Source organism: Nitrospinota bacterium (genome assembly GCA_027619975.1).
In the GTDB taxonomy this organism is placed as follows: domain Bacteria; phylum Nitrospinota; class Nitrospinia; order Nitrospinales; family VA-1; genus JADFGI01.
The window spans coordinates 47,811-73,713 of the sequence record JAQCGX010000003.1 but is presented as its reverse complement, the minus strand read 5'-3'; the positions used below and the strand labels follow the sequence as shown (position 1 = coordinate 73,713).

The window sequence follows — 25,903 nt, the reverse complement described above, 5'->3', positions numbered from 1 at the left end:
AATATGGCATTTTTCTCTAAACTCATGCGGTCTGCAAAACCAAGGGACCCAAGGTACGGCTCTGCCTCAAGCGAAGACTCTTTTCCCCACGATTTCGAGGATCAGACGGTAACTAACGGGACGAGTTTATCTGAAAATGCCGATATTTCTTTAATCAACGCAGAGTTAGAAGTTCTTATCGAAACGGGAACAACCCAGGAGCAAAGGGAAACTACTTTCGAAGAAAAGAACGAGAAGGCAACAGTACGTCCAGACAAAAATGGAATCTCAGAGCCGGCCCCTCAGCAAGAAAGAAGAGAGGGCCGAAGAGCTTCGGATCAAATCAAACCTCTGATCAACAAGATCCTTTCAGCTGTAAGCACCAAAGACCTCCTCTTTTCTCTGACCGAGGACCTAAAAAATATTTTTAAAAGCGAAGCAGTATCAATCTACTCCCTTGACAGGGGAAAGAGACAGCTTTACGCGTGCAACTACCAAAATCCCGGGGAGATGGATTTTCGTCTGGATATCTCACCCAAAAGCCTGGCTGGGTTTTGTGCCGCAACTGGAAAATCACTCAATATTGTGGATGTTTATTCCTCCGATGAACTCAAGCAATATGATCCTAACCTGATACACAACAAGACCTGGGACAATTTGACTCACATCAAAACCAGTTCCGCGCTGGTGGTGGCCTTACCTTATGAGAAAAGAGTAGTGGGTGTCCTGCAGGTTCTGAATAAGACAGGGGAAGATCGGTTTAGTGAAGGAGACTTGCGGCAGGCAAAAGAACTGGCAACCACGCTGGGCCATGCAATGGTCAAGTTGGAAATCGAAGAAGTGGAAGCAAAATTCAAGGCGACCGCGCATGCAATCCATTCCGCGAAAAATTCAAATGACATTCTTCTGGGCCTCAAGGAAACCATTATGGACCTTTTTGATGCCGAGATGATAACCATTTACGCGATCGATTCGGAAAAAAATGAAATTTTTTCTAAATTTAAATCGGATAACATAATCAAAGAAATCCGGGTTCCCATCTCATCAAAAAGCATTGCCGGTTGGGTGGCACTGGAAAAAAGACCCATAAATATTGCTGATGTTTATAATCAGGAAGACCTGAAAAAATACAATCCGGAAATCACCTTTGACAGTTCGTGGGATAAAAAATCCGGCCTCAAAACAAAATCCATGCTTGTCTACCCTTTAGTCCACAATGACAAGACCATGGGAGTCTTACAGCTCATCAACAAGAAATATGGAGAAAGTTTCACTAAGTTTGATCAAAAAAACATCCTGATCATTGCAGACCATCTGGCCCTGGCTTTTAACAATCAACAAAATACTTCCCAAAAGAAGAAAAGTAAATTCGGATACCTCGTGGAGAATGGGATCGTTTCCCAGGAAGAGTTAAATGAAGCCATATTGAAAGCACGTGAGAACAAGTTAAATATTGAAGATGTTTTATTGGGAGAATTGAAGTTAAAGCGAAAGGATATAGGGAAATCTCTGGAACTTTATTATGAGATCCCCTATTCAGGTTATAGCGACTCAGTCGTTTTACATCCCAATGTCTTTGCCGGATTAAATAAAAATTATCTCGCCAAACACGACTGGGTACCCATTCAAAACTCGCCCTCCAATATTACCATTCTTATCGATGACCCTACAGATCAGGACAAGGTCAACAATATAAGAATGATTCTTCCAAAGAAAAATATTAGTTTTCATGTCGGATTGAAAGCCGATATCCGAGACTTTCTAAATACCGGAATCTCAGGAGAAAGCCCGCTTGAAGAGGAAAGCGAAGAAAACAACAAAGAAGAGTTATCCACCCTTTTAAACGCTCTGGTGGACGAGCAATCAGATTCCTCAGCTGATTACGGGTCTTCAGATGATGATGCTGTAAATGCCATCAGTGAAACAGACAGCACTATTGTGCGCCTCGTTAATAAAATTATGACTGATGCTTATGACCAGGGAATTTCCGATATCCATGTGGAGCCTGGAGTGGGTAAAAAAGATGTCAAGGTTCGTTTTAGAAAGGACGGTACCTGCCGTATCTACCAACAAATACCCTATCTTTATAAGCAGGCAATAATTTCCCGTCTGAAAATTATGGCCCGGCTGGACATCGCTGAAAAGAGGATGCCCCAGGACGGAAAAATAAAAATGAAGTATGGAAGAAAAGAAATTGAGTTTCGCGTCGCGACTTGTCCCACCGTTGGGGGAAATGAAGACGCTGTTATGCGAATCCTTGCCTCCAGCAAACCAATTCCCTTGGAGGAGATGAGTTTCAGCACTGGAAACCTGAACTGGATCAAAGAAAAAATTGCCATGCCTTATGGCCTTATATTGGTGGTTGGCCCCACTGGTTCGGGAAAGACAACCACTCTGCACTCCTGTCTGGGACACATAAATACTTCGGAAAGAAAAATCTGGACGGCTGAAGATCCTGTTGAAATCACTCAGGAAGGTTTGCGACAAGTACAGATGCTAGACAAAATTGGTTTGAATTTTGCCAGAGCAATGCGGTCTTTTCTCCGCGGAGACCCGGATGTGATCATGGTTGGTGAAATGCGAGACTCGGAAACCGCGGCCATTGCATTGGAAGCGTCTCTGACAGGACATCTGGTTTTCAGCACCCTACACACCAACTCAGCCCCTGAAACAATCACCCGCCTCATCGATATGGGCATGAATGCGCTCAATTTTGCCGACGCAATTTTATTGATCGTCGCGCAGAGACTTGTCAAAACGCTTTGCAAGGAATGCAAGGAGGATTACCACCCTGACAAGAGTGAATTCGAAATACTGGTGCAGGAATATGGCGAAGAGGATTTTAAAAAGCTGGATATTAAATACACCAAAGAACTGCAATTAAAAAAACCCGTTGGCTGTCAAAAATGTATGGAATCGGGTTATTCAGGGCGAATGGCTTTGCACGAGGTGCTTAAGGGAACTCCGGAAATGAAGAGTAAAATCATGCACAAAGCCTTCGTGACTGAGCTCAGGGATTTGGCAAAACAGGAAGGAATGACGACCCTGAAACAGGATGGGATACAAAAGGTTTTTCAGGGCCATTGCGATTTGAAACAAGTTTTAACTGTTTCCGCATTTTAAAAAATTAAACGCCATCTATTATGATTCACCCCGGTGGAAAAATGCTAGAAGACTTACAAAACGTATCATTTAAAAAAGACAATGAAGAAACAATTGAGAACATCATTCGGCAGGTCAGGACTCAACGTAAAATATAAGGAGTCCCTCCCTAAAATGATTTAGGTTTTAAAATTATATTTTAGTTGTGATGCAATTTACACTCTTTGCTCTGGGCAAACCCAACAATCAATTGTATTCAACTCCTCACCAAAATATTAGTGCGGGTCCCCGCCTCGAGATTTCCATCAAAAACTTAGTCGGGCTTATAGCAGTCACTGACAAATCAATAAACACCAAAATTGTTAAAGGTCCGCTTGAACTGGCTAAGCACCATCCTCAATTGGCTCATGATCCATCTGGGATTAATTATTAAAAAAGAATTTCGATCGACGACTGTTGTTCCAATTCATTTCAATCAGAACCTTATTGAAGTATTGGAAATACACAATAATTGTTGCAGGGGAAATACGCGATGAGGAAGCAGCCTTCCTAGTCTTGAAGCTTCTTTAACCGGTCATCTGAATTTCAGTACTCTCCCCACAAACTCTGCCTGCGGAAACCATCACTCGCCTATTATTGGACATGGGACTGAACCCGTTGAATTATTCTGATACCTTAAGGGTAGAAAACAATATTCTTGTGAGCGAATATGGGGAGGAATTATTTGGTAGGCTTAGAGTTGAATACAACTCTGCTTTCAAATTAAAAAACCGATGGGATGTGCTGGGTCTGTAATCAAAACCGCTATGCAGACCGGATTGGCATCCACGAAATTCTGGAGGCAACTCCAACCATAAAGAGGAGGAGGATATCAGAAAAAAAGCCATTGAAGAGGGAATGAAAACCCTCAAACAAAATGGCATCCAAAATGTTTTGAATGGTTATTGCGACTTGAGACAGGTACTTTCTGTTTGTATGGTCTAATCACCTAAAAATATTGGGCTTCCGGAATTTCAATATTTTTTATTGCCCCTTCCACATTTTTAATTCCCAAAAAAATTCAAATATATGGTATTACATTTTATAGATAACTGTCATTTATTCAATTAATCAGTCCGAAATCGATAAGCGTTCCTATTAAAATTCTTTACCATTGAATTGTTAGGTGTACCGATACCGCACCCCTATGACTTCAAGCCACATTAACGCCCCAGTAATAGAGAATGGCAAGCCCAATAGCAAGGGGGAGTTCGATTCATTTGCGTCTCAGGTTAGAAATATTGACATCACCAACACCTCACTGGATTCATTGACCGAAAACCTTAAGAACATATTTAATTGTGAGGCCACGGCCCTTTTTACCTACGATCATTCCAAGAGAAAGCTTTCCATTCAAAAATCACCTTCTGGGGAAAGTAATAAAATCTACGTAGACATTTCTGAGAACAATCTTATTGGTTATGTGGCCGCTACCGGCAAACCCCTCAATATCCATGACGTCCACTCCAAGGAAGAACTGGAGCGATTACATAAAAATTTAAAAAATGATAGTTTCATTGATGAACAGCTGAATTTTAAGACCCACTCGGCAATGTTGATCCCACTGCCCCATAAAAACAAGCTGGTTGGAGTGATGGAAATTATCAATAAGAATGGCGGAAAACCTTTTCCTGAAACGGATTTTATTAAAGCCAAAGCAATTTCATTGGTCATCGGTCTGGCTTTAATAAATATTGGGGAGCGAGAAAATAAAAACGGCGCGTCTCCTCAGGAGTTTATCAATCAGGAAAATAGGCTCAATGAACTCTTCGAAGCTATCAACAACGTAAAAAATCCTAACGCAATATATTCTGACCTTAAACAACTATTAATTGAAGTGTTTGATACTGAAGCGGTTGTGTTTTTTGCAGTGGATCGAAAAAAGAGCGAAGTTTTTTCCAAATTGAATTGGAACCCATATAAACAGGAAATTCATCTTCCCATTGATCACTCAAACATTGCTGGATTTGCAGTAGCCAATAATCAATTGCTCAACATAGTGGATGTTAGCGATGTCAATGAATTGAATCTGCATCATCAGAATCTACAATTCGACGGGTCCTGGGAATTAAATTCAGGTTTTAAAACCAAATCTATCTTAGCAATTCCCTTGCGGCAAGCTAATAAACTCATGGGTGTATTGCAATTAGTGAACAAAAATACTAGAAATGTTTTTGAGACAAAGGATGAACAAAACGCTTTAAACATTTCAGAACCCCTGGCTCAGGCATTTCAGAGGCTGAAAATTTATATTGAAGCAGAATCCACAAAATTCAACTACCTGATCGACAATGAATTCCTGACCGAAGAAGAATTAGGCCAAGTAGTCAGTAAAGCCAACGATACCCAATCGGATGTTGAAACGTTACTTATTAAAGACCTGTACTTACGTTCACATGATGTAGGTAAATCTCTGGAAAGTTATTACGACTTCCCCTACACCGGTTACGATGAATCTATCGTTCCGCCTAATCTGGAGGGTTTTTATATAGACCATAAAACCCTGCAGAGTCAATTGTGGGTTCCGCTAAAAGCTGATGACTCCGGAGTGGTGGTATTGCTCAACGACCCATCCGATCAGGATGCAATTAAAGAAATAAAAGAAATTTTCCCTCATAAAAATATCGATATCAGAGTGGGCCTAAAAATGGACATTAAAAAATATATTAGTTCTTATGATGAGGCGGAGGAAGTATCTGAATCCGTTGAAACGCAAGTTTTACCGGGAGACAATAAATTGGAACTGACAATAGCTGAAGAATACGAGACCGTCGATGCAGAAGAACAAAATGCAACTGCAGATTCTACCGGTCAATTTTTTGATGAAATTATCTCCATCGCTATCAAGCAGAGGGTCACCGACATCCATATTGAACCTGGGATGAACGGTAAAAATCTCCTGGTAAGGCTTCGAAAAGAAGGCGCATGCCGGGTTTTCGAAGAAATTCCCGCAAATTGCCAAAAAGAAATTCTAAGCCACATTAAAGCGCTGGCCCACCTGGACCCTGCCGTTAACAAACTTCCTCAAAATGGAAAATTTGTATGGTCACTGGGTCCTAATAGATATGAACTCAATGTCGTCATATTTCCCACCATTGGCGATCTTGAAGATGCAATGATTCGGGTTTCCCCGATAGGAAAAGCGATCCCCGGTTTTATGTCCATGACAGATATGGAATTTTCCGATCCGAATCTGGATAAAATAATGTCCCGCATCCATGCGACAAAAGGAATGATCCTTATTGCGGGAGCCGAAGGAACAGGAAAAACCACGTCTCTACATGCCCTTCTGAATCATTTGAACACTTCCGATAAAAAAATTGTGACTGCTGAAAACCCGGTGGACATCGTACAGAATGGTTTACGACAATTGCAGATGAATGAAGAAAATGGTCTTGATTATGAGTTGGCTCTGGAAACTTTCTTATTGGGAAATCCGGATATAATTATGATCGGAGAAATCGATAACGATGCGACCTTGAAACTCTGTACTCAAGCCGCACAACAACGTCTGATTTTCACTTCCCTGAAAGCCAAGTCCACCATGGATGCTATCCGCAAGATGAGAGAAATGAACATCGATGCAGTCCTATTTGCCGATGCCATTGTTTTGATCATGGCACAAAAACTTGTTCCCAGTTTATGCAACCACTGCAAGGAGGATTACCATCCCTCTCAAGACGAATATGATATGCTGGGAAAATTTTATGGCGATAAAAACTTTTCCGAACTGGGGTTCCAGTACAACGATAACTTGACCCTGAAAAAAGCGGTCGGATGCAAACAATGCATTTTCACAGGATATTCAGGTCAGATTGCCCTTCAGGAAGTTTTGGAGCGAACGCCCGAATTAAACCGGCTCATTTCAGAGAACGCTCCCATGGAAGAAATTCATAATCAGGCATTAAAGGATGGCATGATCAGCTTGAATCAGGATGGAATTTACAAGATCATGAATGGAGATTGCGATTTCAAAAAAATCCAGGAAGCTTTCCTCCCAGGAAGGTTTTAGAGTACCAATCGCTGAAGAGGTTTTTTAAACAGCCGAATCCACTTTTTCAGTTACTGGGTCCATCCAGTGACTTAGGCTGTTCAAGGCGTTTTCGAATATTTTCTGATTTCTTTCCTTTTTATTACGAATTCCCATCTCTTTGACGAGAAAAAGCCCAAAATTAATGTTCATCGGCTGGTAATTTTGTGGCCGTTTTGTGGTGACGTAATTGTGCAGGGCTCCCATCGCCGTATCGATTGGCGGAGGAACAAATTTTTCCCCGGAAATTCTCTTGACCGCACTTAATCCGGCCAGCAGTCCCAGAGTTGATGACTCCACATACCCTTCCACTCCGGTAATCTGACCGGCAAAATAAACACCAGGTCGGAAGTGCAGATCCAACTCCTTCGTTAGCAAATCAGGAGCGTTGATATAGGTATTTCTATGAATCGCTCCGTACCTGAAAATTTCCGCATTTTCAAGCCCCGGAATCATTTTCAATATTCGCTTCTGCTCAGGATAGGTCATTTTTGTCTGGAACCCAACCAGGTTGAAAGCCGTCCCCTCTTTATTCTCTCGGCGCAACTGCACGACGGCATGAGCAATTTTTCCCGTTTTTGGATCCGGCAACCCCACAGGTTTGAGTGGGCCAAACGCCAAGGTCTTAAGACCACGGGACGCTAACTCCTCGACAGGCAGGCATCCCTCAAAATAAATCGGTTTTTCAAAACTGGCAAAAGGAACTTTCTCGGCTTTATTTAACTCATCCACCAGCCGGTGATATTGTTCTGCGTTCAACGGACAATTCAAGTAATCGTCATCTCCCTTGCCATAACGGGATGCAAAAAAAGCCTTATCGTAATCAATCGAATTGGCATCGACGATAGGCGATAAAGCGTCATAAAAATAAAGATATTTCTGCCCTATGATTCTTTTGATGTCTTCGGAAAGCTTAGGAGAGGTCAAAGGACCGGTGGCGATGATGACAGGACCTTCGTCAGGGATCTCTGTCACTTCATCCCGTTTAATAGTTATGTTGGGATGAGATTCCAGCCGTTGGGTGATCTCCTGGGAAAACAAATCCCGGTCTACGGCAAGGGCGCCGCCGGCGGGAACCGAATGCCGGTCAGCGGTGCCAATAACGAGAGAGTTGAATTTTCTCAGTTCTTCTTTGAGAAGAAAGGGAGCTGAAGGAGGCAGATTGCTACCCAGGGAATTACTGCATACCAGTTCCGCACATTGATCGGTTTTATGAACCGGGGTGCGTGTGTGGGAACGCATTTCGTATAAAACGACTGACACCCCCCTTTCCGCCGCCTGCCATGCCGCTTCCGAACCGGCCAACCCACCACCTACCACTGTCAAATAGGATTTCATTTTAAAGGTCTTTAAGCCGCCACATGGGCTTTTTTGAAACCGCACTGAGGGCAAACGATGGAGAGGCCTTCTTCTTTTTTAAATTTTTCCACCAGGTAGGGTTGCTTGCAGTCCGGGGCCGGGCAGGTTTCTGCGACAGGTTTTTCCCAGGAAGTGAATGTACAATCCGGGTATTTACTGCAACCATAAAAGGTTCTGCCCTTTTTGGTTCTTCGAGGAGAGATTTCTCCTTCACAACCCTCCTCGGGGCAGGAAATGCCGAGGCTTACTGGTTTCGTAAACTTGCATTCCGGATAATTCGTGCAGGCAATAAATTTCCCAAAACGACCCATTTTCATCATCAGCGGAGATTCACATTTATCGCATTTGCCCTCCACTTCCTCAACTTCTGCCGAAGCCGTACCATCCGCACCTAAGTTCTTTGTACTTTTACACTCGGGATAACCAGTACAAGCCATGAATTTCCCAAAACGGCCCCATTTGATGATCATCGGCTCGCCGCATTTCTCACAGACTTCGTCGGTTTCCTCTACCTGACTTTTCAAGTCCTTCATTTTCTTTTCTGCTTCCTCAAGATCGATCGCAAACGGCTTATAGAAATCTTTTAGCGCCTGCACCCATTCCATTTTTCCTTCTTCAATTGCATCCAGTTGGCCTTCCATCTTGGCGGTGAATTCAGAATTCATGATATCCGGAAAATTTTCCACCAGGGCGTCCGAAACTAAAAATCCTAATTCAGTCGGAGACAGTCTGCGCTCCTCGGTGCGGATATAATCGCGGTCCTTAATAACGCTTATGATCGCCGCATAGGTACTGGGTCGACCGATGCCCTGTTCTTCGAGTTCCTTTACCAGCAGAGCTTCTGTGAAACGGGGAGGCGGTTGCGTGAAATGCTGATCGGGAGAAATTTTTAATAATTTTAAAATGTCCCCCTTATCAAGCTCAGGCAAAAGACGGTCACTGTCACTTTTGGATTTATCAGAATCTGCATCCAACTTGTCTTCGGTCGCTTCTACATAAACTTTCATGAATCCTGCAAATTTCAAGATCGACCCGTTACTGCGGAATAAATAGTCGCCGGTGCGGATATCAAATTGCGTGGTATCAAGCAATGCCGGAACCATCTGACAGGAAACAAAACGCGACCAGATCAATTGATAAAGGTTGAAAAGATCCTTTTCAAGATATTCCTGGATCGACTGGGGATCTATCGTCACATCAGACGGGCGAATAGCTTCATGGGCTTCCTGCGCGGATTTTTTGCTTTTATATACGTTGGGGGAAGCCGGAAGATATTCCTTACCGTAGCGTTCGGGAATAAATGCGCGTACCGCCTCCAAGGCGTCATCAGAAAGACGGACCGAATCGGTTCGCATGTAGGTGATCAAACCCACCGTACCTTTTGATCCCAGCGCCAGCCCTTCGTACAACCGTTGCGCCAGCATCATGGTTTTTTTGGGGGAGAAATTCAGTTTCCGTGAAGCTTCCTGCTGCAGGGTGCTGGTGATAAAGGGCGCTGTCGGATTGCGCTTTCTTTCCTTTTTGGTGATGCTTTCCAGGACCAGTTCTTTTCCCTCCACGGCTTTAACAACTTTATCCGCCTCTTCCTGGTTGTTTACTTCCGCTTTTTCATCATTGATTTTAAATAGCTTGGATTCAAACGGCGGAGGGATTTTCCCTTCCACATCCAGAGTGATCGACCAGTATTCCACAGGGTTAAAGGCTTGAATTTCCCGTTCCCGATCAACCACCAGCCTGAGGGCAACGGATTGCACTCGGCCCGCACTGAGTCCGCGATGAATTTTTTTCCAGAGAATTGGGCTGATTTTGTAGCCCACCAGCCGGTCCAGGATGCGTCTTGCCTGTTGTGCATTTACCCTGTTGATATTGAGTTCTGTAGGGTTATCCAGGGCAAACTTTACAGCTTTTTTGGTGATTTCATTGAAAGAAACCCGGTAAATTTTTCCCTTGGTGAATTTGGCCACTTCGTTACCAATATGGTAGGCAATGGCTTCCCCTTCCCGGTCGGGGTCGGGAGCCAGGTAAATATGATCTGCTTTTTTAGCCGCGGCCTTGAGTTCGCTGAGAATCTTCCCTTTTCCGCGAATGGTGATGTATTCAGGAGCAAAATCATTATCGACATCGACGCCCAGTTTCTTCTTCGGCAGATCCTTCAAGTGACCTACGGATGCCTTGATGACAAAGTCCTTCCCCACAATTTTCTTCAAGGTATTTACCTTAGTGGGTGACTCTACAATCAATAAAGATTTTGCCATAACATTTCGCCCCTTCAATTTTCAGACAACAACAAACAATTTACCTTCCAATTGCCGCACCAAACCTCTCAATTCCAGCTGAACCAGTGTAGCTGAAACTTCCGCCGGTGACAATCGACTGTTTTCAATTATAAGGTCAATATGCTTTTCTTCATTCGTCAAAACGGAAATGATCTGCCGCTCAATGATCGTCAAATCCGTTGTATCAGAAGCTTTTAGTTGAATCGGCTGGAGATAATTCCGAACTGAGTTTGACAGTTCTTCCGCAATAGACTCGGGGCCATCCACAAGTATTGCCCCGGCTTTGATCAAGCGGTTGGTCTCCCGGCTTTTGGGTGAATTGATGTTTCCGGGAACCGCAAAGACTTCCCGTCCCTGCTCCAGCGCAAACTGAGCGGTGATCAACGCTCCGCTTTTTTCTCCTGCCTCAATGACCAGCGTTCCATAAGAAAGGCCACTGATGACCCGGTTACGCGCCGGGAAATTATTTCTCTCCGGCCTCATGGTGACCGGAAATTCGGAGATGATGGCTCCCTGCTCAATGATCTTATCCCGCAAATACAGGTTTTCAGGCGGGTATGTATGAGACAAACCGCAACCAAATACCGCGAGGGTCTCCCCTCCGGATTGCAAGGTTTTTTTATGCGCGCAAGTATCGATGCCGCGCGCAAACCCGCTCACAATGCATACTCCCATGGAAACCAGGGATTCGCAAAGGGCCTCGGTCACAATTTTTCCATAATTCGTAGGGGCTCGTGTTCCTACGACAGCAAGCGGGACCTGAAATTGATCGAGACTTTTTCCTTTAAAATACAGAATAGGTGGCGGGTCATAAATTTCTTTAAGCAAACGGGGATAATCCGGGCACTCCGAGGTGACAACCTTCAGCCCCAATTTGTCTACAAAATGCCATTCCCGTTCTACATGCTTTTCAATATCAAATTTTAGAATCTCAGCGGCAACCTTTTCCCCGATGCCTTCGACCTGCAACAAACCTTTCCTGGAAGAGCGGAAAACTTCTTCAGGAGACCCCAGAGAATTCACAAGACGGTGAAACAGGGTTTTACCAACCCCCACCACCATGTTTAAAGCTACCCAATATTTTTTGGGGTCCATGAGAAATCAGTTAGGGGGAAGTGAAGATGATGTTGAGTTTATTCAAAACAGCTTGCTTTTCCACTCATTGGGAGGATATTTTTCCTCCTCCAAGGAATGCTGGATCATTTTTTTTACCGATTTCACGTTTCAAACCTGCCACTGAAATATTAAAGTTGTATACGGCTTCATAATAACCGCTAAGCACACGGGTATAAATTACGAGCGCTTGAAACAGGTCTCCTGAATTGCCAATGCCAAAATCATAATTAGCCACTTCGGTGATCAATAGAGCGCGAGTTATTTTTCGACTGCCTTGGGCAAGATTCATCTTACTGCGGTTTTCCTCAACTTTTAGCAAGGCCTTTTTGAGGTGAAACAAAGCAAAACTGTATTTTTCCCCAAAAACTTTCCCAAAATCCTGTTTGGGAAATTGAACCGGCTGGATGGTATCTTCTTCCAACTCACTTTTATTGGTAAAATCCAAACCCGTCAACCCCGCTAAAGCCAGTTTATTGATAAGGATCTCATCCTCCAGTTCGATGATGTCATTTAATGCCCCGGAAAGCCCCAGCTTGAGCTTGGTAATGTCGGATTGCGTAACCTCCCCTTCCCCTTTGTCGTACCTTTCCTCGGCCTTTTCGATGGCCGTCCCAAAGCGTTTCTTCACTTCCTCGGCGACACCCAACTGGTTGGTCTTATATTGAATCTGGTAATAGTGTTCTTTGACAAGGTATATAATTTCACTTTTCGACCGAGGCCCGCTCTTTTCTATTTCAAGCGCCAGAGGAATAATTTTATCAAGAGGTGGAATAGTGAATACCCCCCCTCCCGCTTCAGAGGCGTTGACTGTAAAAACAATCAGGAGTAATGCGGAAAATCCAAGTTTGAAAAGAGAAACCAGTTTTCGACCGGCGGCTTCAATCTTAAACTTTGATCCTTCTAAACGGATTACTTTGAGGGAACAAAACAAAAGACGACCTTTAGTGAACTTTTAGAGGAAGTAATTTTTTGGGAAACTAAAAAGAAAGGGGCGCTGAACCCCCAAAGAAACCTTGATGGCAACCAAGATCGTTCTCTTAAAGGAAATGCCCAAATATTTTTGGACAGAAGTTCAGCACCCCTTAGGGATAAGAAAAATTTATCATATGACCCATACCCTGTCAATACAATTATAGGAAAACTCAGGCGGGTTTTGGGTGGTTGTAAATTTTCAACCCTTTTATTTACAATAACTTGCATAAAAACCCAAAACAACGCCTTCACCGGAGAGCCCCATATAACCTTATAAAACAGTAGGTTATGTGAGCGGGAAAATACCCCTGCTGGGGGAACCAAAATTGAGCAAATTTTGCCCCTAAAACAACATAACTATTTGTTTTATTGTACTTATCACTCTAAATCACGGAAAAAGGAACAGGGATAAAGGTCAGGAGGAAAATAATTATGGAAATATAACCTATGATTCGGTGTTTCCTGTCGGGAATTACGGAATCATTGATCAGAGGTGCGGGTTTGAATCCCATCAGAAGGATCATCACGGCCCAAAACAACCATCCCGGCCAAAAGTACCCCAGAGGAAACAGCAAAGCAAAAAATGCTTTGGAGAGCACCCCATACCTTCTGTTGGACAGTGAGTAAAGGATGTGACCGCCATCAAGTTGACCTATCGGCAATAGATTCAAGGCAGTGACAAGAAGTCCGATCCAACCGGCAAAGGCAATGGGATGGAAGTGGATATTGATTTCCGTCGAAAGCGGCGTCACTCCCAGTATCATCTTGGAAAGAACAATAAGAAGAATTGAACTTCCGAAGGTTAATCCGTGAATGGTTTCCGCTTGTGTGGTCTCGGAGAGAAAAAGCCCCAGGATCAACGTCGGAACCGCAACGATGAATCCGGCAATAGGGCCAGCGGCTCCTATTTCCATCAACACCCGCCGGTTCGGAATCAGTTCTTTTATTTGAATAAACGCTCCAAAAGTCCCGGCAATAAACATGGGCGGTGCGGGAATGAAAAAAGGAAGTGTCGCTTTGACATCATTTTTTCTGCTGGCCCAATAATGACCAAATTCATGCGTTCCCAGGATGAGAATAAGAAAAATTGAAAATAGAAACCCACCTGCCAGATAGGTAGTGAAAAGAGTTCCTGTCAGAAGCAGAAAAAAGATGATCCAGTTTTTGGTGCTTGGAGATGAAGCCGACAATGGTTTTTCCGGGTTAATGAGGTTAGGAGTGGCCTTTACCCTGAGCTAACGGCCGGTGAGTGAATTCTCTGGCTCCTTCTCCAGAATAGTCCCCAACCGTCTGACCTTTGCCGAAGAGTTTGTATTTATAAATGATCAAACCTTCCAGACCTACCGGACCTCGGGCATGGGTTTTGTTGGTGCTGATCCCAATTTCAGCCCCAAGGCCGTAACGGAAACCATCGGCAAAACGGGTGGAAGCATTCCACAAGACACTGGCGGAATCCACGTCATTCATAAACATTTCCGCTCTTAAAGGATCTTCCGTGAGAATCGTATCCGTATGACCGGAACCATGAGCATTGATAAACTCAATCGCCTCATCAATATCGGCAACTATTTTCAGGGCCAGTTTCAGGTCGTTGTATTCGGTGTCCCATTCACTATCATCAGCTCTTTTTATCTCCGGGGCCAATTGACAAATTTTTTCACAGCCTACCAGTTCCACTTTCTGTTCCTGGAATTTTTCCACCAAAACGGGCAATACTTTCTTGGCGACATCCTGATGAATCAATAAATTCTCCATAGCGTTGCAGGCCGCCGGATATTGAAGTTTTGAATCCAGGACCACTCGCACCGCCATTTCGATATCCGCACTTTGGTCTATATAGCCGTGACAGATTCCTCCCGAATGCCCGAGAACGGGAATCTTGGTATTTTCCTGAATATAGCGGACAAAGGCATTGCTTCCTCTGGGAACGATCAGGTTGATGTATTTGTCCTCATTGAGCATCTCCGCAACTTCAGCCCTGGTCTCTATCATCTGGATCGCGGTTTTTGGAACTCCAGGAACCTCGGCAATGGCATCCGCTAAAAGGGAAACGATGACCTTGTTGGTGTGTTGCGCTTCACTACCGCCTTTTAGAATCACTGCATTTCCAGACTTCAAGCACAATGAGGCAATTTGCGGGACCGCATCGGGACGCGATTCAAAAATAGCCCCGATGACACCAATGGGACAGGTCACCTGATGTAATACCAACCCCTTATCCATTTCCATCACGCTTTTATCCAACCCAACAGGGTCGGGAAGTTGGCAGACACTGCGGATGCCCCTGGCCATACTTTTCACTTTTGCCTCATCCAAAACAAGGCGCGCAAACAACGGACCGGGGATGTTCTCCTGTTTGGCAAATTCCAGGTCCTTACGGTTCGCTTCCAGAATAACTGAGCTATTGGCCTCCAACGCCTGAGCCATTTTTTCCAGGGCTGAATTTTTCTCGACTGTGGAGAGGTGGGTCAGCTTGAGTGCGGCGGCTTTGGCTCTTACAGTTATTTCGGTAACAGTCATGTTGATCCTTTAATAGAGTCCATTCATCGGAGAATTACCTGAACATCTCTTTCCTTACTCATTTTATAAGCCTTGATGTAAATATTTTCTGAAAGAGGGTTCATGATCAGGTCAAGTATTTTCAATTTCGGGAAGGATACCGCTTCCAATAAGGCCCCGGCCCCTGCATCCGTGATATTATTTTGCCCTATATATAAGGCCTTAAGGTTGGGAAAGTTTTTAGAATTGGCAATCGCAATCGCACCGTCATCTCCCAATTCATTGCGGAACAAATTAAGCGTTTCCAACTGCGGTAAAGTTGTTACAGCCGCCAAAGCGACGGCGCCGCTGGTTGTGATCAGGTTATCATTCAGCAGTAGCGTTTTGATCTTCAGAAAATTTTTCGACCGCCCGACAATTTCAAACGCCTCATCGCCGATTTCATTTTTCCATAACTTTAAAGATTCAAGGTTTTTTAGATAAGGAGATTCCGCCAGAGCCTTTATCCCGAGGTCGCCGATCAGATTCCCCCAGAGATCGAGATGTTTCAGGTTTTCCAAATGCGGGGAGTTTGCCAGAGCTTTCAGCCCCCGGTACTTTATCTTATTGCCTTGCAACATGAGAGTGGTGACAGAAGCCAGTTCCTTCATCTTGGCAAGTTCCCTGGCTCCTTTTTCACCAATGACCACCCGGCTCAAATCCAACACTTCCCCACCTTCGCCCAGCCGCTTTTGCACCACCGCCTGCAGGTTTTCAACTGCCCCGGATGGGGGGACAAAACCTGTAAAAATCTGTAACCAGAATAATACCGCAACGATTTTCTTCATTGTATAAACGGAGTCACGCATGACCGACCCGGCAATGGGAATAATATGAATTTCTAGGTTATCAGATATTTGAAAATGGTATAAATTATTTTCGTTCCGGCCTTAAACGTTCCAGAAACCGTTCCGGTGATTTTCGACACCCCCACCCTTTCCCGATAATGTACCGGGATTTCCAAGGTTCTCAATTTTTGTTGAACCGCCTTGATTTGCATTTCTACCGTCCAGCCGAAATTGGTGTCCTGCATGCCGATTTTTTTCAGGGATTCATAGCGGATGGCCCGAAATGGCCCGAGGTCAGTGTATCGGACACCAAAAAACAACCGCATCAAAAATACTGCCAGCCAGTTTCCATACCGAGCTTGAGGCAGAAGAGCCGCGCGGCTTTCGGCAAGAATCATGCGGCTCCCCAGAACAAAATCCATTTGCCCTGAGGCGATGGGTTCCACCAACCGGGTGATCTCTTCGGGGAAATCGCTAAAATCCCCATCGAGAAAAACCACAATATCGGGTTGATTTAATTCTTCGATACCCTTGAGACAAGCCGACCCGTAGCCTTTGCGTTTTTCTTCGACCACCCGCGCACCGGACTCACGGGCAACACGAGCGGTTGCATCGGTGGAACCATTATCGACTACGATGATTTCGTGAAGGATTTCTTTGGGAAGAGCGCTTAAGACCAAGCCGATAGAAGACTCTTCGTTGAATGCGGGAATGATGACCGATACGCGTGGTTTCATGCATCCATTCCACAGGCTAGGAGGAAATTGCCTGCTTCACACTGGAAACTAGTTGGCTGATTTTAGCATCCCGTTCTGCAGGGTCGCTATTCTCTGCGATCAACCGAACAATGGCGCTCCCGACGATCACACCATCAGAAACTGCCGACGCTTCTTTGGCCTGCTCGGGTCCGGAAATACCGAATCCGACCAATACCGGAATTTCAGCGACATTTTTAATGGCCTGAACCTTGGGCTGAAGATTCTCAGCAACCGTCGATTTCACTCCCGTCGTCCCGGTCAGGGAAATATAATAGATGAACCCTCGACTTCTCCTGGCGATCATTTCGACCCGATCCTTCGTACTGGTGGGAGCCACAAGAAAAATCACGTCCAATCCTTTGGGATCGGCGATTGCCTGAAACTCTTCCGCTTCTTCGGTAGGAAGGTCGGGAATGATCACCCCGTCCACCCCGGCTTTAATGGCATCGTCTATAAATTGTTTTTGTCCATAAACGAAAACCGGGTTGTAGCTGGTCATCAAAACAATGGGGAGCTGGGAATTATTGCGAATGTCAACGACCAGATGGATAATTTTCTTCAGGTTGGTACCGCTATTTAGAGCACGAAGGGCCGATGCCTGAATGACAGGTCCATCCGCCAGTGGATCGGAAAATGGAACGCCGAGTTCAATGATATCGGCTCCGTTTTTTTCCAGCAGAGAGAAAATATGTCCGGTAGTCTGCAAGTCCGGGTCGCCTGCTGTGATGAACGCCACCAGGGCTTTTTGTTTTTTCTCCTGCAACTTTTTAAAACAATTTTCGATTCGGCTCACAATTGAACTCCCATTCTCTCGGCGACCTGATTCACATCTTTATCCCCTCGGCCTGAAAGACACACGACGATAACTTCATTTTTTTTCATTTGTGGAGCCAGCTTGGTGACGTGGGCGATCGCATGCGCCGATTCCAGCGCCGGGATGATTCCCTCCACTCTGGAGAGCATTTGAAAGCCTTCCAAAGCCTCTGCATCGGTAATCGAAACGTATTGCGCTCTTCCCGTTTCGTGCAGGTGACTGTGTTCGCACCCGACTCCAGGATAATCGAGCCCCGCCGATATGGAGTGTGCTTCCTGAATCTGCCCGTCATCGTTGTACAAAAGGTAGCTCATCATTCCGTGCAGAACACCGGGTTTTCCAAGACTCAATGTGGCTCCGTGTTTATCGGTATCGACCCCCAGCCCTGCCGCTTCCACCCCAATCAATTTTATCTGCTCATGCTCAATAAAGGGATAGAACAGTCCCATTGAATTACTGCCACCGCCCACACAGGCAACGCAAACATCCGGCAGTCTCTTTTCAACTTCCATGATCTGCCCCGTGACTTCCTCGCCGATGATTTTCTGAAAATCGCGAACGATCATTGGATACGGGTGCGGACCCACAACGGAGCCGATGATGTAATGCGTGCTTTCAACGGTGGTGATCCAATTGCGGATGGCTTCGCTGGTGGCGTCTTTCAGGGTGCGCGTCCCAGTGGATACCGGAATCACGTTGGCGCCGAGCAACCGCATACGGAAAACATTCAACGCCTGACGTTTCATGTCCTCCTCGCCCATAAAAACATCGCACTCCAAACCGAAAAGCGCAGCTGCGGTAGCTGTTGCCACGCCATGTTGTCCCGCACCCGTTTCCGCGATCACGCGTTTCTTGCCCATCCTGACTGCGAGAAGAGCACTGCCAATGGTATTGTTGATCTTGTGTGCGCCGGTATGGGTGAGATCCTCCCGCTTCAAATAAATTTTTGCCCCTCCCAAACGCCGAGTCAGATTTTCCGCGTAATACAAAGGCGTGGGACGACCCACATACTGCCGCAAGTAAAATTTTAATTCTTTTTGAAAAGCAGGATCGCTCCAGGCAGACGTGAAAACCTTTTCCAGTTCTTTCAAGGCAGGCATCAGCGTCTCGATCACATACTTGCCGCCGAAAACTCCAAAATGGCCCCGCGCATCCGGTAACAGGGTTTGCTTCATTGATTGTTCCATCATTCGTTCCTTAATTTAATTCACCAACCTTTTACGGTTTTTATAAATGCTCTCAATTTTACCGGACTTTTGACTCCCGGAGTTTTCTCAACTCCCGAGCAAACGTCCACCCCATAGGGTTTTGCCTTCTGAATCGCATGCGTCACATTGGCAGGGTCCAAACCCCCGGCAAGAATCACCGGACCGTATTTTTTCCCTTCATTCACGAGCCCCCAATCAAATACCTGACCCGTCCCTCCCTGCTGCCCCTCAGAGTAGGTATCCAGTAAAAACGCACTGACTTTGTAAGAAGGTAAGTCAATAAAAGAATCCAGACCCTTGACACGGACTGCTTTGATCACTTTCCTGTTTATTTTATTGCAGAAAGCCGGTGACTCATCGCCATGCAACTGCACCGCATCCAATTTACAGGAATCCACGATGCGGTTGATGCGATCCTCCGATTCATCAACAAAAACTCCTACCGTCTCTACAAACGGGGGCAGTTTGGAAATGATGCTTTTCACCAGTTTCTCGGAAACATAGCGAGGACTTTTCTTGTAAAATATAAACCCCACAGCATCAGCTCCGCCTTCAACAGCCAACAGGGTATCTTCGATGCAGGTCATGCCGCAGATTTTTATTTTTACAACAGGCAAATGGCTATTCATTTTTTTACAATTGTTAGTGTCCTATGACGCATGACATTCAGTAAAATGGAAACACTACCAGGTCACCGTCAGGACCAAAGGGCTCCTCATTGACTGGTTAGAAATCGGGCTCAAAATTTCCAAGATGCGAGTTGCGGCTCAGGAGGGAGGGGGTTTTTCATGAACACTAATGAAGAAATGGCCCGAGAAATCATCAAGGAAACCGCCCTCGCTCTGGAAGCCAAAGGCCTTTTCAGTTCCTAATTTATCACTGATACTCTCGCAAACAAATTAAGGGAACATCACTCCAGCATTTCACCCCATCATTCTTCCCCCTTCTCTTGCTGTTTCTCTCCCACCAGTTCGGATAATTTTTCCGCAATATTATCCGCCTTTATCAAACTTTCCCCGATCAAAAAGGCGTGCGCCCCCAGTTTTTGCAATGCCTGAATTTCCTGGGACGTGTGAATACCACTTTCGCATACCAGAACAGTCTCCGGCACCGCCGTTGCCATTTTTAGCAAACGATGCGAGATCCCCAGATCGGTTTTTCCGGTTTTCAGATCCCTGTTGTTGATTCCCAGCAGATGACTTCCAGCGGCAAAGGCTTTTTCCATATCCTTCTCACAATGAGTCTCTACCAAAGTGGGCATTCCCAATTCTTTTCCCAATTGCAATAAATCCTGAAGATGATTTTTATCCAGCCAGGTAGCAATCAGGAGAAAAAAATCGGCTCCAAAAGCTCGAGCCTCGTAAATCTGATACTCGTCAAATATGAAATCCTTGCGCAGTAATGGGATATCAACCTCCGCCCGGACTTGTTTCAAAAATTCAATACTGCCGCCGAAGTAGTTGGATTCGGTGAGAACAGAAATCGCGGCGGCCCCGTTTTCAGCGTAGGTCCGGGCTATTTCCAACCCGTCACAATTGGGTCGCAACTCCCCCTTGAACGGCGTCTTTTTTTTTATCTCGGCAATGATTCTTGTCGATGCCCCCCCTCCCAAAGCCTGCCCAACATCTTTGAGAGCCTGTTGTTCTCCTATCTTACCCCTGATTTCCGAGAGAGGAAACTTGCGCTTGGTACTATCGAGTTCCTCTTTTTTATGGGCAAAAATTTTATCGAGCACGGTGGTCATATTTTAAATGCGCTTTCTTTGTTTCCCGATCAATTGGAGTTGCTGACTCTTATGAGGTCATCAAGTTTTTGACGGGCGGCGCCAGACAAAATGGACTTCCGAGCAATTTCCAGACCCTCTTTTAAGGAATCCGCTTTCCCCCCGGCGTAAATGGCCGCGGCAGCATTTAATAGAACGATGTCCATTTTGGGACCAACAGTTCCATCCAGCACAGTCCTGATGATGGCCGCATTTTCTTCGGGCGATCCCCCTTGAACTTTATCCGGGGAACAACGATCCAGACCGAAATCCTCCGGGCTGATGGTGTATTCTCGAATACTGCCATTCGACAGCTCGCAAACACTGGTTCTATCCATCAAGGTGATTTCATCGAGTCCATCGTCACCGTGCACCACCAAGGCATGTCGGCATCCCAGGTTCTTCAATACCTGAGCGATGGGAACAACCCATTTGGGGCTGAACACCCCAACCACTTGAGCATGGGCATGAGCGGGGTTGGTCAGTGGTCCTAACAAGTTGAAGATCGTTCTGAACCCCAGTTCCTTCCTGATTCCGGCGGCATGCTTCATGGCCCCATGCATGAGCGGGGCGAACAGAAAGCCAATGCCCACTTGTTCCAGGCATTTTTCGACCACCGTTTTATCCGCTTCGATATTGACTCCCAGGGATTTTAAAACATCCGCACTGCCGGACCGGCTGGAGACCGCCCGATTGCCGTGCTTGGCCACGGTGATTCCCGCCCCGGCGACGACCAAGGCCGCAGCAGTGGAAATATTGAATGTATTGCCACCATCGCCTCCCGTCCCGCAGGTATCAACAATGTTCGTGGATGCAACGTTCAGCGATTCGGCTTTCTTGCGCATGACGCGGGCCGCGCCGGTAATTTCGTTCAAACTTTCGCCCTTCATTCTGAGAGCGGTTATGAACGCGCCTAATTGCAAATCGCCGGCATCCCCATTCATGATCTGCTCCATCACGGAGATCATTTTTTCTTCAGTCAGATCTTCACCATCTACCACCCGATGCAAGGCTTCCCGAATTTTCATGCGCGGCTGGTGAACTGCATGCGAAGGAAGTTTCCCAGCAATTCCTTGCCGCAGGTGGTCAAAATAGATTCCGGGTGAAACTGAATTCCCTCCACAAACAATTCCTTGTGCCGGATTCCCATAATTTCTTTATCTTCGCTTTCGGCGGTAATCTCAAAGCAGTCCGGAAGATTTTTTCGATTCAAAACCAGTGAGTGGTAACGGGTGGCCTGGAAAGGATTAGCGAGGTTTTCAAAAAGATTTTTACCGTCATGCTGAATCATCGACGTTTTTCCATGCATCAACCGACCGGCTTTTATCACTTCCCCTCCAAAGGCCACGCCCACGGACTGATGCCCTAGGCACACACCTAGAATGGGAATCTTACCCGCAAAGCGACGGATTACATCAACAGACACCCCCGCCTGCTCGGGAGTACACGGCCCTGGGGATACAACAATTCTTTCCGGTTGCAGAGCTTCGATCTGCTCCAGGGTGATTTCATCGTTGCGATGCACCCTGATATCCGCCCCCAGTTCTCCCAGGTATTGCACGAGGTTATAGGTAAACGAGTCGTAGTTGTCGATCATCAGGATCATAGAAACAATCCCTCTTCGGTAATCTCAATGGCTTTCAAGAGAGCTTTTCCCTTGTTCATAGTTTCCTTAAATTCATTTTCCGGAACGGAATCAGCAACGATCCCCGCGCCCACCCCCAGATATGCAATATTATCTTTCACCAGGAGAGTGCGGATGGCAATGGCGGTATCCATGTTGCCGTTAAAACTGATGTACCCCACGGTTCCGCCGTATAGCCCTCGGCGAGTCGGTTCCAGTTCATCAATGATTTCCATCGCCCGTATCTTTGGCGCACCGGAGAGCGTGCCAGCCGGGAATGCGGCTTTCAATACATCAAAACAATCCAAACCTTTTTTCAATATTCCCCGGACATTGGAAACAATGTGCATCACATGGGAATAGCGCTCGACAATGAATTTCTCATTCACCTCCACAGTGCCGGTTTGCGCCACCCGTCCCAGATCGTTGCGTCCCAGGTCCACCAACATAATGTGCTCCGCAAGTTCCTTTTCATCCTGAAGAAGATCCTTTTCCAACGCACAATCCTCTTCTTCATTTTGCCCCCGCTTGCGGGTTCCGGCGATGGGACGGACCTCGACCTTGCCCTCCTCCAACCGCACCAAAACTTCCGGGGAGGACCCGATCACCTCCAGATCTCCAAACTTTAGAAAATACATATAAGGCGATGGATTGATGGTCCTGAGGGCACGATATATATTGAATGGGTCCTGGCTGATCGGATACTTCAGCCGCTGGGATAAAACAACCTGAATGGCATCCCCTTCGAGAATATACTCCTTTACCTTTAAAACGGCTTTCTTGAAAGCCTCTTCCTCAAAATTAGATTCAAACTTACCTCCCTCTTCAATGGCTTGTTTAGCCCTATTTCCTTGAGAAGTTGCAGGAATATTGGCACGCAGTTTTTTCTCCAGCGCTTCAATTTTTTTAATCGTCTGCAAATACAGCTTATCCAGATCGCCACCCTCATTAAACGCATTGGAAACGATTTTGATGGTGTGGGCAACATTGTCAAAAATCAGTAAGGTGTCCGTGACCACAAACAGGGAATCAGGAACATCGAGATCATCGGTCGTCTGGTCGGGAAGATTCTCGAAATAGCGGACCATGTCATAGCCGATGAACCCCACCGCACCTCCAGTGAACCGGGGCAACCCTTCCACCGAAACCGGCTTGTATTTGGCTAAAATCTTCTTGATGACGGCCAGTGGGTTATCCCCCTCGACCTGCCCGGTCTCCTCCCTGCCATTATCCTGGATACTGAAGGTATTTCCCTTGGTGCGGACGATTAAGGACGGGTCGCAACCCAGGAAACAATATCGCGCCCATTTTTCGCCACCTTCCACACTTTCCAGAAGAAAGGAATAATCCCCTCCCCTGATTTTCATAAAAGCGGATACCGGCGTATCGAGGTCAGCAACAATTTCCTTATAAACGGGAATCAGGTTGCCCTGCTCTGCGTACCGTTTGAATTCTTCCAGGGAGGGTTTATACATAACGTTTATTAAGAAACTAGCTTAAAAATTGGTGTCTAAATTGGCCAAATAAACAAATCACCGATTGACTAAAATTCTGCCTCAATTGGCTAAATACATAAAGATACTAAACTTATCAATAACTTAGAAACTAGACACTATCATTTACCCCTAGAAAGTGTCAAGAGACCGCCGGAGAAAATCAATCAACCGGCTTCCAGTCTTCACCATTCCAGTGCAAAATCAGGCCATTATCACCGACGACGTAGATATTCTCTTCCGAAGTGCCCCAAATGGCGGTCAAGTATTCCTTGGTATTGGATTCAATGCGGGTCCATTGGTCGCCTTCCCGGAACAGAATCATGCCTTCATCGCCAATGGCAAACACCATATCGCTGGACGGCCCCCAGACATCGAGAAAAAACTCCATCGTCCGGGACGGCATTTCCGTGATCTCCTTACCATCAAACTGAAAGATGGCACCCTCGGAACCGACAATATACATATCTTCGGGACCAAAGCCATAAAAACCATAAAACTCTGCGTTGGAGTTCACGGTCAAGCGAACCCAGTGGTCGCCTTCCTGCCTGAGAATGAGACCGTCAAAGCCGACCGCGTACATCCCGGTTTCCTTGCTTCCCCACAGGCGAGTGACATCGGTGTCCGTTCCGGTTTTGGTGTATTTCCAGGTCTCTCCATCGTAACGCAGGATTTTCCCTAACCGCGAACAGGCGTAAATTTCGTCTTTTGCCAAGCCGAAAATGCCCGTCATGGGCGGCAGTTTTTCAGTATCTTCCCTGGACCAGGAGTTTCCGTCGTAATGAAGAATAACGCCATCGGTGGCCACGGCATACAAATTATCCGGAGAACTGCCCCACATATTTTTGACGGCGTAACGGCCCGCCAGGTTCATTTTCTCCCATTGACTGCCGTCAAAATGGAGCATGGTGCCTTCCGCACCACCGACAAAAATATCGTTTTCACCAAACCCGGTTACGGATAGCAAGTGATTTTCGGTAAGACTTGACATAAGTGATCCTAGTTTTCATGCCCTGCGTGATAAACGCAGGAACCAGGTTAAGTGTATTAATCGACATCCCATTTGACCGACTGGACTAAACGTTCTAGAGTCCTGAATGACTGCTATCGGCCAGAAGCGGAAGTTCGGTTCTACTTGTTGCCGCCGTTTTTAATTTCCATATTACTTTTGCCTATATTACACTTTTCACAAAGAATTTGTAGGTTTTCAAGTATGGTTTCACCACCATTAGCCCATGGAACGATATGGTCTACATGTAATCTAGCTCCATCATGTGGAGTTACCCCACATAACTTACAGCGAGCACGGTCTTGCATTAGAACCTTTGCCCTCAAACGCCAATTTATGTTTCTAGGTGTTCTTTTTGTTTTTCGGTGCTGCTTTTCTTTGGGTTGGCCAGGTACTTCTCCTTCATCAACCCAGACTACGAATGCTTCTAATGCTTTACGCCAACCGCCAAATCGGTATTCATAGGTGCCAGAACAGTATTTTGAAACATCTTTTGTCAAATCATTGTACTTTGGTTGGCGGCCCAACTTTGTCCATGTGTCGACAAGATTTTCAAATAGCTCTTCATTCGAAATATTTAGAGTTCTTGCTTTTTGTAACCCAGCTTTTTCGAGCGCCTTGAACCATGAGCCAAACCTACGACTAAAAGTTGTATTATGAAAACGACCTTTTTCGTTGTATTGATCTATTGTGACTTTATCCTTACCAAGCTCTTTCGCTACTCGAATTAAATCATCGATCAATTCTTGATTTGCGATATTTCGATGATGTGATTCAAGTTGAAATTTCATTTTTCCTTATCTATCAGAATGTCCGCTTTGGGTCGATTCCGGCCATTCAATAACTGACTCTGTCTGTCAGATAAAGGTTGAACCATTACCAAAAAACTTTGTCCACCGTTAACAATCCGCCCTCCGGGAAGAAGACCTTTGCCCAACCCGTCATTGCGAGCGTAGCGAAGCAATCCAGGAAACCATGAAAGACTCTGGATCGCCACGCCGCTTTGCGGCTCGCGATGACGTTTCGGATAGGTTCA

General features: G+C 45.7%; 20 protein-coding genes. 2 read left to right on the top strand and 18 right to left on the bottom strand.

Translation table 11 applies throughout. The features are described from left to right. Positions 1–3 precede the first annotated feature (3 nt). Together O3C58_01735 and O3C58_01730 are read left to right on the top strand one after the other, a co-directional pair. Positions 4–3,102 carry a GspE/PulE family protein gene (locus O3C58_01735; GenBank protein MDA0690585.1) on the top strand — a complete coding sequence of 1,033 codons (3,099 nt, stop codon included), beginning with the start codon at positions 4–6 and terminating at the stop codon, positions 3,100–3,102. Positions 3,103–4,267: 1,165 nt separating this feature from the next. After that, the gene (locus tag O3C58_01730) at positions 4,268–7,132 is read left to right on the top strand and encodes an ATPase, T2SS/T4P/T4SS family (GenBank protein MDA0690584.1); all 2,865 of its coding nucleotides are present in this window, start codon (positions 4,268–4,270) and stop codon (positions 7,130–7,132) included. 24 nt (positions 7,133–7,156) lie between these two features. On the opposite strand, the gene trmFO is transcribed toward O3C58_01730, so the two are convergent. From trmFO to O3C58_01640, 18 genes are all read right to left on the bottom strand, one after another. Beyond that, entirely contained in the window at positions 7,157–8,488 is a 1,332-nt protein-coding gene (gene trmFO / locus O3C58_01725; GenBank protein ID MDA0690583.1) for a methylenetetrahydrofolate--tRNA-(uracil(54)-C(5))-methyltransferase (FADH(2)-oxidizing) TrmFO, read from the bottom strand. 11 nt (positions 8,489–8,499) lie between these two features. Beyond that, positions 8,500–10,764: a type I DNA topoisomerase gene (topA, locus tag O3C58_01720; GenBank protein ID MDA0690582.1), complete on the bottom strand. Its 2,265-nt coding sequence runs from the start codon at positions 10,762–10,764 to the stop codon at positions 8,500–8,502. A gap of 21 nt (positions 10,765–10,785) precedes the next feature. Further along, positions 10,786–11,880, bottom strand: coding sequence for a DNA-processing protein DprA (gene dprA, locus O3C58_01715; GenBank protein ID MDA0690581.1), 1,095 nt, complete (start codon positions 11,878–11,880; stop codon positions 10,786–10,788). 64 nt (positions 11,881–11,944) lie between these two features. After that, on the bottom strand, positions 11,945–12,832 hold the full coding sequence (locus tag O3C58_01710) for a TolC family protein (GenBank protein MDA0690580.1): 888 nt from the start codon (positions 12,830–12,832) through the stop codon (positions 11,945–11,947). A gap of 424 nt (positions 12,833–13,256) precedes the next feature. Then, positions 13,257–14,063, bottom strand: a complete 807-nt coding sequence (locus tag O3C58_01705) for a site-2 protease family protein (GenBank protein ID MDA0690579.1) — start codon at positions 14,061–14,063, stop codon at positions 13,257–13,259. A gap of 22 nt (positions 14,064–14,085) precedes the next feature. After that, complete coding sequence (locus tag O3C58_01700; protein MDA0690578.1) at positions 14,086–15,393, bottom strand: glutamate-5-semialdehyde dehydrogenase; 1,308 nt, start codon at positions 15,391–15,393, stop codon at positions 14,086–14,088. Positions 15,394–15,416: 23 nt separating this feature from the next. Further along, positions 15,417–16,220 (bottom strand): hypothetical protein, encoded by an 804-nt coding sequence (locus tag O3C58_01695; GenBank protein MDA0690577.1) that lies wholly within the window; start codon positions 16,218–16,220, stop codon positions 15,417–15,419. Between the two features lie 32 nt (positions 16,221–16,252). Then, positions 16,253–16,936 (bottom strand): glycosyltransferase family 2 protein, encoded by a 684-nt coding sequence (locus O3C58_01690; GenBank protein ID MDA0690576.1) that lies wholly within the window; start codon positions 16,934–16,936, stop codon positions 16,253–16,255. A 16-nt stretch (positions 16,937–16,952) separates the two neighbouring features. After that, a complete protein-coding gene (gene trpA / locus O3C58_01685) occupies positions 16,953–17,750 on the bottom strand; it encodes a tryptophan synthase subunit alpha (GenBank protein MDA0690575.1) in 798 nt (265 codons plus the stop codon). Next, the gene (trpB, locus tag O3C58_01680) at positions 17,747–18,958 is read right to left on the bottom strand and encodes a tryptophan synthase subunit beta (GenBank protein MDA0690574.1); all 1,212 of its coding nucleotides are present in this window, start codon (positions 18,956–18,958) and stop codon (positions 17,747–17,749) included. Before trpB ends, trpA begins: the two co-directional genes overlap by 4 nt. A gap of 20 nt (positions 18,959–18,978) precedes the next feature. Further along, positions 18,979–19,608 (bottom strand): phosphoribosylanthranilate isomerase, encoded by a 630-nt coding sequence (locus O3C58_01675; GenBank protein ID MDA0690573.1) that lies wholly within the window; start codon positions 19,606–19,608, stop codon positions 18,979–18,981. 302 nt (positions 19,609–19,910) lie between these two features. Next, complete coding sequence (gene trpC, locus O3C58_01670; GenBank protein MDA0690572.1) at positions 19,911–20,723, bottom strand: indole-3-glycerol phosphate synthase TrpC; 813 nt, start codon at positions 20,721–20,723, stop codon at positions 19,911–19,913. Between the two features lie 29 nt (positions 20,724–20,752). Beyond that, positions 20,753–21,769 carry an anthranilate phosphoribosyltransferase gene (gene trpD, locus O3C58_01665; GenBank protein MDA0690571.1) on the bottom strand — a complete coding sequence of 339 codons (1,017 nt, stop codon included), beginning with the start codon at positions 21,767–21,769 and terminating at the stop codon, positions 20,753–20,755. Further along, positions 21,766–22,347, bottom strand: coding sequence for an aminodeoxychorismate/anthranilate synthase component II (locus O3C58_01660; GenBank protein ID MDA0690570.1), 582 nt, complete (start codon positions 22,345–22,347; stop codon positions 21,766–21,768). The genes trpD and O3C58_01660 overlap by 4 nt, the downstream gene beginning before the upstream one ends. Beyond that, entirely contained in the window at positions 22,344–23,840 is a 1,497-nt protein-coding gene (trpE, locus tag O3C58_01655; GenBank protein ID MDA0690569.1) for an anthranilate synthase component I, read from the bottom strand. The genes O3C58_01660 and trpE overlap by 4 nt, the downstream gene beginning before the upstream one ends. A gap of 181 nt (positions 23,841–24,021) precedes the next feature. Next, positions 24,022–24,849: a hypothetical protein gene (locus O3C58_01650; protein MDA0690568.1), complete on the bottom strand. Its 828-nt coding sequence runs from the start codon at positions 24,847–24,849 to the stop codon at positions 24,022–24,024. A gap of 140 nt (positions 24,850–24,989) precedes the next feature. Next, on the bottom strand, positions 24,990–25,658 hold the full coding sequence (locus tag O3C58_01645; GenBank protein MDA0690567.1) for an HNH endonuclease: 669 nt from the start codon (positions 25,656–25,658) through the stop codon (positions 24,990–24,992). Continuing rightward, entirely contained in the window at positions 25,655–25,864 is a 210-nt protein-coding gene (locus O3C58_01640) for a hypothetical protein (protein ID MDA0690566.1), read from the bottom strand. Before O3C58_01640 ends, O3C58_01645 begins: the two co-directional genes overlap by 4 nt. Positions 25,865–25,903: the final 39 nt, after the last annotated feature.